We start from the raw sequence: 12,198 nt of genomic DNA, 5'->3' as shown, positions 1-12,198 counted from the left end.
ACTGCGTGGGGCATGTGCAGGTTTGGGATGGTTTCGGTCGACTGTCGAGTGCGCGCCCGTTGCGGCTGGTCGCGCAGTTCCCCGCGCCCCTGAAAGAGCTCAGCGGCGCTCGGTCAGCACCCTGGGACCCGCCTCCGTGATCGCCACCGTGTGTTCCACGTGGGCCGCTCTTGAGCCGTCGTTCGTTTTGAGGGTCCAGCCGTCCTTGGCCGCGTGGTAGTCGTCGCGGCCGCTCGCGATCAGCATGGGCTCGATCGCGATGACCATGCCGTGGCGGAGGGGGAGGCCGCGGCCGGGGCGGCCCTCGTTCGGGATGCCCGGGTCCTCGTGCATCTGGCGGCCGATGCCGTGGCCGCCGAAGTCCTCCATGATGCCGTAGCCCGCCGTACGGCAGACCGTGCCGATCGCGTGGGCGATGTCGCCGATGCGGTTGCCGACTACGGCCGCCTCGATGCCCGCCGCGAGGGCGCGCTCGGCGGTGTCGATCAGGCGGACGTCGGCGGGGCGCGGCTCGCCGACGATGAAGCTGATCGCCGAGTCGCCGGCCCAGCCGCCCAGCTTGGCGCCGAAGTCGATCGAGACCAGGTCGGCGTCGCGCAGGCGGTAGCCGTCCGGGATGCCGTGCACGATCGCGTCGTTCACGGAGGCGCAGATGACCGCGGGGAACGCGGTGGGCGCGAAGGCGGGGCGGTAGCCGAGGAAGGGCGAACTCGCGCCGGCCTCGCGCAGCACGTCGTGCGCCACCTCGTCCAGTTCCAGCAGGGATACGCCCACGTCGGCGGCCTCCCGCACGGCCGTGAGGGCGCGGGCCACGACCTGGCCCGCCTCGTACATCGCATCGATAGACGTGTCCGTCTTCAGTTCCACCATGCCAATTACTATACCGGTATTAGAATGACGGCATGGTACGCACCCCTCTCACCCCCGAAGAGCGCGAACGCGGCGAACGGCTCGGTCGGCTGCTCCGCGAGGCCCGCGGCCGCCGCAGCATGACGGACGTGGCGGCGCACGCGGGCATCTCCGCGGAGACCCTCCGCAAGATTGAGACGGGCCGGGCGCCGACGCCGGCCTTCTTCACCGTGTCCGCCCTCGCCGAGGCGCTCGGGCTGTCCATGGACGAACTCGTGGTCAGGTGCGCGCCGTTGGCGGCCTGAGGCGGAGAGTGTGACCGTGCTCTCTCCGGGGTTCGCTCGTCCTCCCCTTTCCCGTCCGGGAGTTGCCAGATCACCCATCAACCAGGCGGGCGCACAGTAGGGAGGCGTAGGCTCCGAGACCTCTGCGCCCGGCTCGAAAAGCTTCCGTAGCCGCGTCGTAACACAAATGGTGTTTTCTACGGATCGGAGCATTCCGGTCTGGCGGGAGTTGGGGCATGGCTGTGGATCAACTCCCCGGACAGGTGCGGGAGTTCGCGAACTATCTCGACGGACTGCTGGCGCGCCTGGATCAGGGCGGCGGCTGGTGCGGGGTGTTCTGGCAGCGCGATCCCGATGGCATGCAGGCCTGTCTCGGCGGGCGTGAAGTACCGCCCTGGGACGTCGTGGAGGCGCTTCTCCAGGACCTCGCGGCGGAGTACGGCCACGGTGTCGCGAGCCAGGAGAGCGAGCGCGCTCGAGCCCTGCACGCCGCCGCGCTCGCCGCGTTCGACGCCCGGCCCGGCAGCCGGGACGCGCTCGGCGACCGGCTCGACGTGATGCTCCGTGAGCAGAAGTACGCGGCCGAGACGCAGGCGAAGTTGGGGCGGTTGCTCAACACAGCCACCACTCAGGAAGCGGCCGACGCCCTTCGCCTCGATCTCGCCTGGGCCCGTGACGACCACGATCGCGCGACCGCCCGCTGCGCCGAACTCCGCGCCCGCATCGAGCAGTTGGACAACTACGCCCATCTGCAGGGCAGTCAGGCCATCCACCGCGACCGGCACGGCAACGTGTTCCGCGTCGACGACACCTTTCAGGACCAGAACAGCGCCGCGTACGACCGCGACCAGGCCCCGCACAGGCTGCCCCGCCAGCGCGATGCCGAGCAGGTGCCGGTCACTGGTCCGCAGGGCGGATACGGCGGCTCCCTGGGTGCCGACGGGCGGACCCCGGACGCCCGGCGCGGCTACGAGGAGTTCGAGCGGGCGAACCCCGGCTACGGCGATCCGGACCCCACGTGGGACGGCCTCGCGGGCCCCGACGCCGCCGCCCCCGCGACCGAGACCCCCGACCAGGCCGACGCCGAGGTCGAGACGGCCGCCCCCAGTCCCAAGCAGCGCAAGCGCCGCCGGGGCAGCGCCCGCTTCGCCGGCCTGGCCGAGGACGACGCCGCCACCACCGCGGCCCCGGGCCCCGCAGCCGTCGTACCGGAACTTCCCGCTCCCGCGCCCGCCGCGCGCCGGACCCCGCGCGGAGCCCGTTTCGCCGGGGCCGCGCGGCCGGTCGAGCGGGCGCAGCCGACGCGGGAGCCGTTGGACGCGGAGGCGCGGCAGAGCACCGTGGAGGCCGTGCGGCGGCTCGTGGGGCTGCGGCGCGAGGGCCGGAGCGGCGAGGCGCACGCGCTGCTCGTGGAGGCCGCGTACTGGCCCGCCGCGCGCTTCCCGCTGCTCGCCGCCGAGCTGCAGCGCGCCGGGCTCGGCGCGGACTGGGCGACGCTGCTGTGGGAGGCCGCCTCGCTGCCCGCCGACCGGCTGGTCGGCGCGGCGGACGCGTTGGTCGCGGCGGGGCGTACGGCGGACGGCGAGCAGATCCTGCGGCAGGGTGTGGCCCGTCCCGCGGGCGAGATCGGCGAGGCCGTGCTCGCGCTGGCCGCGGAGGGGCGCCGCCGGGAGATCCGTGCGCTTCTTGACGCGTACGTCAGGGTCCGCACCCCCGAAGAAGCCGCCCGCAGTGTCGCTGCCGACCCGCAGCAGCTCGTACCGCTCCTGGTGGAGGCCGCGAAGGGGGTCTCGGACGAGTGTCACTGGGATCTGGTGCATGCCTTGCGGGTGGCGGGCTTCAGCGCGTGAGCGCTCCGCTGGGTTAGCGGTTGGGTACGTGGTTTTTCGGCTGCGGGTGCGTGGGGGCTGGGCGCGCAGTTCCCCGCGCCCCTACGGGGCGCTGTACTGCACGGGGTCCAATCGATCCGCCTAGGCGGCCCAGCGGGGCGTCCACCGGAGGGTGAAACAGGATCGACTCCGCGGGTTAACGGCGATGGTCTTGGCAAGGCTCCTCCGGAGGCTTACGTTCATCCCTCTACGGCCTTGTCTACGGGCGTAGAGGCTCTGGCGTCCCGTCGAAGGAGCAGCTCATGGCCAACGTCGTACGCGCCGCTCTGGTCCAGGCCACCTGGACCGGCGACACCGAGTCCATGGTGGCGAAACACGAGGAACACGCCCGCGAGGCGGCCCGCCAGGGCGCGCAGATCATCGGGTTCCAGGAGGTGTTCAACGCCCCCTATTTCTGTCAGGTCCAGGAACCCGAGCACTACAGCTGGGCCGAGCCGGTGCCCGACGGGCCGACCGTGCGTCGTATGCAACAGCTCGCGCGCGAGACCGGCATGGTGATCGTCGTTCCCGTCTTCGAGATCGAGCAGGACGGCTTCTACTACAACACCGCGGCCGTGATCGACGCCGACGGCACCTTCCTCGGCAAGTACCGCAAGCACCACATCCCGCAGGTCAAGGGCTTCTGGGAGAAGTACTACTTCAGGCCGGGCAACGCGGGCTGGCCCGTCTTCGACACGGCCGTCGGCAAGGTCGGCGTCTACATCTGCTACGACCGCCACTTCCCCGAGGGTTGGCGTCAACTGGGACTCAACGGAGCCCAGTTGGTCTACAACCCGTCCGCCACCTCGCGCGGCCTCTCCGCCTACCTCTGGCAGCTGGAGCAGCCGGCCGCCGCCGTCGCCAACGAATACTTCATCGCCGCGATCAACCGTGTGGGACAGGAGGAGTACGGGGACAACGACTTTTACGGGACGTCGTACTTCGTCAACCCGCGGGGCCAGTTCGTCGGCGAGGCTGCCAGCGACAAGGACGAGGAACTCGTCGTGCGCGACCTGGACTTCGGGTTGATCGAGGAAGTTCGCCAACAGTGGGCGTTCTACCGCGACCGGCGTCCCGACGCCTACGAAGGGTTGGTGCAGCCGTGACCAAGGACCTGCTGGGACGCCACCGGGACGTACTCCCCGACTGGCTCGCCCTGTACTACCAGGACCCGTTGGAGATCACGCACGGAGAGGGCCGGCACGTCTGGGACGCCGAGGGCAACAAGTACCTCGACTTCTTCGGCGGCATCCTCACCACCATGACCGCGCACGCGCTCCCCGAGGTCACCAAGGCGGTGAGCGAGCAGGCCGGGCGGATCATCCACTCGTCCACGCTCTACCTCAACCGGCCGATGGTCGAACTCGCCGAGCGCGTCGCCCAGTTGTCCGGCATCCCGGACGCCCGGGTCTTCTTCACCACCTCGGGCACCGAGGCCAACGACACCGCCCTGATGCTGGCGACGTCGTACCGCAGGAGCAACCAGATCCTGGCCATGCGCAACAGCTACCACGGCCGTTCCTTCAGCTCGGTCGGCATCACCGGCAACCGCGGCTGGTCCCCGACCTCGCTGTCCCCGCTCCAGACGCTGTACGTCCACGGGGGCGTGCGGACGCGCGGTCCCTACGCCGACCTGAACGACGCCGAGTTCATCGCGGCCTGCGTGGACGACCTCAAGGACCTGCTCGGTCATGTCCGCCCGCCCGCCGCTCTCATCGCCGAACCCGTCCAGGGCGTCGGCGGGTTCACCTCCCCGCCCGACGGTCTGTACGCCGCGTTCCGTGAAGTCCTTGCCGAGCGCGGGGTGTTGTGGATCGCCGACGAGGTGCAGACCGGCTGGGGGCGCACCGGCGACCACTTCTGGGGCTGGCAGGCGCACGCGGAGAACGGTCCGCCGGACATCCTCACCTTCGCCAAGGGCATCGGCAACGGTATGTCCATCGGCGGTGTCGTCGCCCGCGCCGACATCATGAACTGCCTTGACTCCAACAGCATTTCGACCTTCGGCGGCACCCAGATCACCATGGCGGCCGGCCTCGCCAACCTCACCTATCTGCTGGAGCACGACCTCCAGGGCAACGCCCGGCGCGTCGGCGGCCTCCTCATCGAGCGGTTGCGGGCCGTCGTCGCCCAGCATCCCGGCGTACGGGAAGTACGCGGGCGCGGGCTGATGATCGGCATCGAGCTGGTCAAGCCCGGCACCGACGAGGCCGACCCGGACGCGGCGTCCGCCGTCCTCGAAGCGGCCCGTGAGGGCGGCCTGTTGATCGGCAAGGGCGGCGGACACAACACCAGCGCCCTGCGCATCGCCCCGCCCCTGTCCCTGACCGTCGCGGAGGCCGAGGAGGGCGCCGCGATCCTCGAACGGGCTCTGAGGAGCACGCAGCAGCAGTAGCAGTACGAACAAAAAGGGAACATCGCTATGGCCACCATCCTGGATCCCCTGGAGCCCGCGCTGTCGGTGCGTCAGGTCCTCGGCCTGGAACGGGTCCTCGCCGGGGAACCCGAGGTGGTGGCCGGTGCGAGCCAACTCGACCGGCCCGTGCGGTGGGTGCACGTCGCCGAGGCCGCCGACGTCGGCGTGATGCTCACCGGCGGCGAGATGGTCCTCACCACCGGCGTGCTCCTCGCCGGGGACGAGGGCGCGCAGGCCGAGTACATCCAGTCCCTGCACCGCGCGGAGGCGTCCGCCGTGGTGTTGGGGCTCGGTCGGGCGTTTCCCGCGCCGCCGGACGTGATGCGCCGCGCGGCCGAGCGGTGCGGGCTGCCCATGGTCGTGCTCCACCGGCCCTTCCCCTTCGCGGAGTTGACGGAAGAGGTCCAATCCCGGCTGGTACGGCGGAAGTTCGCCGCCGTCAGCCTCTCCGAGGCCGTACGGACCGCGCTCACCGGACTCATCACCGGCGGCGCCCCGCTGCAGAGCCTGCTCGACGAGGTCGCCGCGCACAGCGCCTGCCCTGTCGTCGTCACCAACCTCGCGCACCGCGTCCTCGCCACGGCGGGGGAGCGGTCGGCGGTGGACGACGTGCTGCGCGACTGGGAGCGGATCTCCCGGCAGGCCGGCGGCAGCGAGGGCGACGGCTGGATCCGCGCCGAACTGGGCGGACGAGGGGAGCGGTGGGGCCAGATCATGCTCTGCGGCTACCGCGGCGACACCGCCACCGGCCGCCTCCTCGCCGACCGCGCCGCCGAGGCCCTCGTCCTGCACCGCATGCTCGGCGGCTCCGCCCACACCTGGGAGGAACAGTCCGCCCAGAGCCTGCTGACCGACCTCGCGAGCGGTGTCGTACCGGCACGACAGCTCCTGCCCCGCGCCCGCGCGGCCGGGCTCCCCGTCAACCGGCGCACCTTCGTCCCGATGGTCGTGCGGGACGGCGACACGGCCCAACTCGACCGGGTGCTACGGCTGTTGGGGCTCCCCGGACTCGTCGCCGAACTGGCCGAGGGTGTCACCGCCGTGCTGCTCAGCCTGCCCCGCGACCAGGACGCGGATGCCCTCGCCGCGCACTTCGCGAGCCGGCTGCGCACCGAGTCGGGGGCGTTGAAGGCGGTGGTGGCCGCCGCCGGGCAGCGCACCGTCTGGGACGACGTGCCCGCAGGGCTGCGCGAGGCACAGCACGTCGCCGACGCCGTGGCCGACTCCAGCGACGCCCTCGAACTCCCCGCCGTCGTACGCCTCAAGGACGTTCATCTGCGCGGCCTGATCCGGCTGTTGAGGGACGACCCGCAGGTGCAGTCGTTCGCAGAGCGGGAGTTGGACGGGCTGCTGTGCGCGGCCGACGAGGACCTGCTCGCCGTCCTGCGCACCTACCTGGCCACCGGCCGCAACAAGTCGCGCACCGCGCAGCTCCACCATGTCTCGCGGCCCGCGCTGTACCGCCGGCTGGAGGCGATAGAGGGGCGGCTCGGGGTGGACCTCGACGACTTCGAGCAGGCCGCGTCGGTGCACATCGCGCTCCTCGCGCACGACGCGCAACAGGGGTGAAACATGGGACTACCTGGGAAAACGGCGGTGAAACATGCGCCCACGACAGGGTGACACCGTGGAACGCCGCGAGCCCGCAGACGTGACACCGTGCACCTCAAACCGGACTACCCGGCTTCCTAGGCTCCTCACACACCTAGCGACCGGAGGTCCCGATGAGCACAGTGATTCGTGCCGCTCTCTTCCAGACAGCCTGGACGGGCGACAAGGAGTCCATGATCCAGGTCCACGAGCAGGCGGTCCGCGACGCGGCCGCACAGGGTGCTCAAGTCCTGTGCTTCCAGGAGCTGTTCTACGGACCGTACTTCTGCCAGGTCCAGGACAAGGCGTTCTACGAGTACGCCGAGGCGATCCCGGACGGCCCGATCGTCAAGCGCTTCCAGGCGCTCGCCAAGGAGCACGGCATCGTCCTGGTCCTGCCGATGTACGAGGAGGAGCAGCCCGGCGTCCTCTACAACACGGCCGCCGTGATCGACGCGGACGGCTCCTACCTGGGCAAGTACCGCAAGCACCACATCCCCCAAGTCCCCGGATTCTGGGAGAAGTTCTACTTCCGCCCGGGCAACAGCGGCTGGCCCATCTTCGACACCAAGGTCGGCAAGATCGGCGTCTACATCTGCTACGACCGCCACTTCCCGGAGGGCTGGCGCGCACTGGGCCTCGCGGGCGCGGAGATCGTCTTCAACCCGTCGGCCACCTCGCGCGGCCTGTCGGCCTACCTGTGGCAGCTGGAGCAGCCGGCCGCCGCTGCCGCCAACGAGTACTTCGTCGGTGCCATCAACCGTGTCGGCGTAGAGGAGTTGGGCGACAACGACTTCTACGGCACGACCTACTTCGTCGACCCGGAGGCCCAGTTCGTCGGCGAGGTAGCCAGCGACAAGGAGCCCGAACTGGTCGTCCGCGACCTGGACTTGGCGAAACTCCGCGAGGTCCGCGACCGCTGGCAGTTCTACCGCGACCGCCGCCCGGACGCGTACGGCCCCCTGACCGCCCCGTAAACACGCAGCACTCCCGCGCCCCCGTCTTTTAGGGGCGCGGGGAACTGCGCGACCAGCCCCCACAGACCCGCACCAGACCACAACCCAGCGGAGTCAATCGATGAGCACCCGTACCGTAATCCGCGGCGGCCTAGTAATCACCGCGTCCGACGAACTCCACGCCGACGTCCTGATCGAGGACGGCCGAATCGCCGCCCTCGCCACCTCCGGCACGACCGTCGCCGAGGGCTGGACCGCCGAAAGGGTCATCGACGCCACCGGGAAGTACGTCATCCCGGGCGGAGTCGACGCCCACACCCACATGGAGATGCCGTTCGGCGGAACGAAGGCGGCCGACACCTTCGAGACCGGCACAAGGGCCGCCGCCTGGGGCGGTACGACGACCATCGTCGACTTCGCGATCCAGAGCGTCGGCGGAGCCCTCCGCGAGGGCCTCGACGCCTGGCACGCCAAGGCCGAGGGCAACTGCGCCATCGACTACGGCTTCCACATGATCGTCTCCGACGTCAACGAGGACACCCTCAAGGAGATGGACCTGCTGGTGCAGGAGGGCGTCACCTCCTTCAAGCAGTTCATGGCCTACCCGGGCGTCTTCTACAGCGACGACGGCCAGATCCTCCGCGCCATGCAACGCGCCGCCGACAACGGCGGGTTGATCATGATGCACGCCGAGAACGGCATCGCGATCGACGTCCTCGTCGAGCAGGCGCTGGCCCGCGGCGAGCGGGACCCCCGCTACCACGGCGAGGTCCGCAAGGCCCTCCTCGAGGCCGAGGCCACCCACCGCGCGATCAAGCTCGCACAGGTCGCCGGCGCCCCGCTCTACGTCGTCCACGTCTCCGCGATGGAGGCCGTCGCCGAGCTGGCCAAGGCGCGCGACGAGGGCCTCCCCGTCTTCGGCGAGACCTGTCCGCAGTACCTGTTCCTGTCGACGGACAACCTCGCCGAGCCCGACTTCGAGGGCGCGAAGTACGTGTGCAGCACGCCACTTCGCCCCAAGGAGCACCAGGCCAAGCTCTGGCAGGGCCTGCGCACCAACGACCTCCAGGTGGTCTCCACCGACCACTGCCCCTTCTGCTTCGTGGGCCAGAAGGAGCTGGGACGCGGGGACTTCTCGAAGATCCCCAACGGCATGCCGGGCGTCGAGAACCGCATGGACCTGCTCCACCAGGGCGTCGTCGACGGCCACATCAGCCGCCGCCGCTGGATCGAGATCGCCTGCGCCTCCCCGGCGCGGATGTTCGGCCTCTACCCGAAGAAGGGCACCATCGCCCCGGGCGCCGACGCCGACGTCGTCATCTACGACCCGAACGCCGAGCAGATCGTCTCCGCCGAGACGCACCACATGAACGTCGACTACTCGGCGTACGAGGGCAAGCGCCTCACCGGCCGCGTCGAGACCGTCCTCTCGCGCGGCGAACTCGTCATCACCGAGCGGGAGTACACCGGGCACGCGGGCCACGGCGTGTACACCCCGCGCTCCACCAGTCAGTACCTCAACTAGGAGTGGCGCACATGGACTTCGGACTCGTCCTGCAGACCGACCCGCCGGCCTCGCGGGTCATCAGCCTGATGAAGCGCGCCGAGCGCAACGGCTTCACGTACGGCTGGACCTTCGACTCCGCCGTGCTGTGGCAGGAGCCGTTCGTGATCTACAGTCAGATCCTGGCCAACACCACGAAGTTGACGGTCGGCCCGATGGTCACCAACCCGGGCACCCGCACCTGGGAGGTCACCGCCTCCACCTTCGCCACCCTGAACGACATGTTCGGCAACCGCACGGTCTGCGGCATCGGCCGCGGCGACTCCGCGATGCGGGTGGCGGGCCGAACTCCCAACACCCTGGCCCGGATCAGCGAGGCCATGAAGGTCATCAGGGCGCTCGGCTCCGGCCAGGAGGCTGACCTCGGCGGCACGGTCATCAAGTTCCCCTGGGCCAAGGAGGACGCCCAACTCCCGGTCTGGATGGCCGCGTACGGCCCCAAGGCGCTGAAGATGACCGGCGAGGAGGCCGACGGCTTCATCCTCCAGCTCTCGGACCTCTACCTCACTGAGTACATGGTGAAGGCGGTCAAGGACGCGGCCGTCGCCGCCGGCCGTGACCCCTCCGAGGTCAAGATCTGCGTCGCCGCCCCGGCTTACGTCACCGAGGACGACTCGCCCGAGGCGCTCGCCCACGCCCGCGACCAGTGCCGCTGGTTCGGCGGCATGGTCGGCAACCACGTCGCCGACCTCGTCTCCAAGTACGGCGCGCACTCCGCCGCCGTACCCGAGGAACTCACGGACTACATCAAGGCCCGTGAGGGGTACGACTATTCGCACCACGGTCGCTCCGACAACCCCGACACGGCCTTCGTGCCCGACGAGATCGTCGACCGGTTCTGCATCATCGGATCGGCCGAGAAGCAGATCGAAAAGCTCAACGCCCTCAAGGAGTTGGGCGTCGACCAATTCGCGGTCTACGACATGCACGACGCGCAGGAAGCGACGATCGACGCGTACGGGGCGAAGGTCATCCCGGCGGTCAACGCCTAGCCTGCACACCCCGTTGGTCTCCCCCTTCCCGCCGTCCCGGGAAGGGGGTCAAGGGCGCTCCCCACGCGCACCCCCCGGCTCGCCCGCACGGCCTCTCCCGTCCCACCTCATCCGATTGGCCTGCCCATGACCGACACCGCTCCCGCGGCCATACCGCCGACCGCTCAAGTCACCCTCGCCGACGGGCGGGTGGAGCTCTCCCCGGGGTCTCCGCTGCCCAGCGGTCCGTACGCCAACGACGATCTGCTGCCGGTTCCCGTCGAGAAGCGCACCTGGACCACGTACAACTTCTCCGCGCTGTGGGTCGGCATGGCCCACAACACGGCTTCCTGGACGCTCGCTTCGGGCCTCATCGCCGTCGGCATGGACTGGAAGCAGGCGGTGTTCACCATCGCCCTGGCCAACCTGATCGTGCTCGTGCCGATGCTGCTCACCGGGCACGCGGGACCGAAGTACGGCATCCCCTTCCCGGTCTTCGCGCGTGCCTCGTTCGGTGTGCGCGGCGCCAACCTCCCCGCTGTCGTACGGGCGTTGGTGGCCTGCGGCTGGTTCGGCATCCAGACCTGGATCGGCGGTGAGGCGATCTACTTCCTCGCCGGCAAGCTGATCGGGGACAGCTGGGCCAACGCCTCGCACATCGGCGGGTACGCCTGGACGATGTGGCTGTCGTTCGCGCTGTTCTGGGTGCTCCAAGTGGCCATCATCTACCGGGGTATGGAGACGATCCGCCGTTTCGAGAACTGGGCGGCGCCCTTCGTGCTCGTCGGCGCGTTCGTGATGCTGTGGTGGATGAGCGACAAGGCCGGCGGCTTCGGCCCGCTCTTCGACCAGCCCTCGAAGCTCGGTTGGGGCGGCAGCTTCTGGAAGCTGTTCTGGCCCTCGCTCATGGGCATGATCGGTTTCTGGTCCACGCTGTCCCTGAACATCCCGGACTTCACCCGGTACGGCAAGAGCCAGAAGGCCCAGACGTGGGGCCAGGCGCTCGGACTGCCGACCACCATGACCCTGTTCGCGTTCCTGTCGGTGATGGTCACCTCCGGTTCGCAGGCGGTCTACGGCACGGCGATCTGGGACCCGGTGCAGCTGGCGGCGAAGACGGACAACGTCGTGGGCCTGCTGTACGCGTTGGTGACGGTGCTGGTCGCGACCCTGTCCGTGAACATCGCGGCCAACCTGGTCTCGCCCGCCTTCGACTTCTCCAACATCGCGCCCCGGAAGATCAGTTTCCGCACCGGCGCCCTCGTGACCAGCGTCCTCGCGGTGCTGATCTTCCCGTGGAAGCTGTACTCCGACCCGCAGGGCTACATCTTCACCTGGCTCGGCCTGGTCGGCGGTCTGCTCGGCACGGTCGCCGGCATCCTCATCGCCGACTACTGGATCCTGCGCCGCGGCAAGCTCGACCTCGCCGACCTGTACTGCAAGGGCGGCCGCTACTGGTACGACGGCGGCTGGAACTGGCGGGCCGTCGCCGCCTTCGTGGTGGGTGGCGTCCTCGCCGTCGGCGGCGCCGACTTCCACCCGCTGATCGACGGCCGGCCCATCCCGGCCCTGTCCTCCCTCGCCGACTACGGCTGGGCCGTGGGTCTGGGCACGTCGATGGTGCTCTACGTGGTGCTCACCTTGCTGACCGGCAAGAAGGCGACGCCGGTCGAGGCGTAGGAAATGCCGACGGGAGGGTG

10 protein-coding genes are annotated in these 12,198 nt (G+C 69.8%); 9 read left to right on the top strand and 1 reads right to left on the bottom strand.

Annotated elements, in window-relative coordinates:
• Positions 1-99 precede the first annotated feature (99 nt).
• Complete coding sequence (gene map, locus OO69_RS06480) at positions 100-870, bottom strand: type I methionyl aminopeptidase (protein WP_033279427.1); 771 nt, start codon at positions 868-870, stop codon at positions 100-102.
• A 32-nt stretch (positions 871-902) separates the two neighbouring features.
• Between map and OO69_RS06475 the strand changes: the two genes are divergently transcribed.
• The 9 genes from OO69_RS06475 to OO69_RS06435 all read left to right on the top strand — a co-directional run bounded on the left by OO69_RS06475 (position 903) and on the right by OO69_RS06435 (position 12,178).
• Positions 903-1,154 carry a helix-turn-helix domain-containing protein gene (locus OO69_RS06475; RefSeq protein WP_033279426.1) on the top strand — a complete coding sequence of 84 codons (252 nt, stop codon included), beginning with the start codon at positions 903-905 and terminating at the stop codon, positions 1,152-1,154.
• Positions 1,155-1,369: 215 nt separating this feature from the next.
• Complete coding sequence (locus OO69_RS06470; protein WP_033279425.1) at positions 1,370-2,983, top strand: hypothetical protein; 1,614 nt, start codon at positions 1,370-1,372, stop codon at positions 2,981-2,983.
• A 281-nt stretch (positions 2,984-3,264) separates the two neighbouring features.
• A complete protein-coding gene (locus OO69_RS06465; RefSeq protein WP_033279424.1) occupies positions 3,265-4,107 on the top strand; it encodes a nitrilase-related carbon-nitrogen hydrolase in 843 nt (280 codons plus the stop codon).
• Entirely contained in the window at positions 4,104-5,396 is a 1,293-nt protein-coding gene (locus OO69_RS06460; protein WP_033279423.1) for an aspartate aminotransferase family protein, read from the top strand. Before OO69_RS06465 ends, OO69_RS06460 begins: the two co-directional genes overlap by 4 nt.
• Positions 5,397-5,423: 27 nt before the next feature.
• Positions 5,424-6,986, top strand: a complete 1,563-nt coding sequence (locus OO69_RS06455) for a PucR family transcriptional regulator (protein ID WP_033279422.1) — start codon at positions 5,424-5,426, stop codon at positions 6,984-6,986.
• 155 nt (positions 6,987-7,141) lie between these two features.
• Complete coding sequence (locus OO69_RS06450; RefSeq protein ID WP_019071248.1) at positions 7,142-7,984, top strand: nitrilase-related carbon-nitrogen hydrolase; 843 nt, start codon at positions 7,142-7,144, stop codon at positions 7,982-7,984.
• Between the two features lie 100 nt (positions 7,985-8,084).
• Positions 8,085-9,488: a dihydropyrimidinase gene (gene hydA / locus OO69_RS06445; RefSeq protein ID WP_033279421.1), complete on the top strand. Its 1,404-nt coding sequence runs from the start codon at positions 8,085-8,087 to the stop codon at positions 9,486-9,488.
• Positions 9,489-9,499: 11 nt separating this feature from the next.
• Positions 9,500-10,519, top strand: a complete 1,020-nt coding sequence (locus tag OO69_RS06440; RefSeq protein ID WP_033279420.1) for a TIGR03842 family LLM class F420-dependent oxidoreductase — start codon at positions 9,500-9,502, stop codon at positions 10,517-10,519.
• Between the two features lie 126 nt (positions 10,520-10,645).
• A complete protein-coding gene (locus tag OO69_RS06435; RefSeq protein ID WP_033279419.1) occupies positions 10,646-12,178 on the top strand; it encodes an NCS1 family nucleobase:cation symporter-1 in 1,533 nt (510 codons plus the stop codon).
• The last annotated feature ends 20 nt before the right edge of the window (positions 12,179-12,198 follow it).

It is taken from the genome of Streptomyces sp. NRRL F-525 (assembly GCF_000716605.1).
GTDB lineage: Bacteria > Actinomycetota > Actinomycetes > Streptomycetales > Streptomycetaceae > Streptomyces.
The sequence above is the reverse complement of the archived record's forward strand: the minus strand, read 5'-3'. Positions and strand labels throughout refer to the sequence as shown.

Excerpts from the sequence above, each read along its gene's own strand:
- map (WP_033279427.1), bottom strand. The coding sequence starts at position 870 with ATGGTGGAACTGAAGACGGACACGTCTATCGATGCGATGTACGAGGCG.
- OO69_RS06475 (WP_033279426.1), top strand. The coding sequence starts at position 903 with ATGGTACGCACCCCTCTCACCCCCGAAGAGCGCGAACGCGGCGAACGG.
- OO69_RS06470 (WP_033279425.1), top strand. The coding sequence starts at position 1,370 with ATGGCTGTGGATCAACTCCCCGGACAGGTGCGGGAGTTCGCGAACTAT.
- OO69_RS06465 (WP_033279424.1), top strand. The coding sequence starts at position 3,265 with ATGGCCAACGTCGTACGCGCCGCTCTGGTCCAGGCCACCTGGACCGGC.
- OO69_RS06455 (WP_033279422.1), top strand. The coding sequence starts at position 5,424 with ATGGCCACCATCCTGGATCCCCTGGAGCCCGCGCTGTCGGTGCGTCAG.
- OO69_RS06450 (WP_019071248.1), top strand. The coding sequence starts at position 7,142 with ATGAGCACAGTGATTCGTGCCGCTCTCTTCCAGACAGCCTGGACGGGC.
- hydA (WP_033279421.1), top strand. The coding sequence starts at position 8,085 with ATGAGCACCCGTACCGTAATCCGCGGCGGCCTAGTAATCACCGCGTCC.
- OO69_RS06440 (WP_033279420.1), top strand. The coding sequence starts at position 9,500 with ATGGACTTCGGACTCGTCCTGCAGACCGACCCGCCGGCCTCGCGGGTC.
- OO69_RS06435 (WP_033279419.1), top strand. The coding sequence starts at position 10,646 with ATGACCGACACCGCTCCCGCGGCCATACCGCCGACCGCTCAAGTCACC.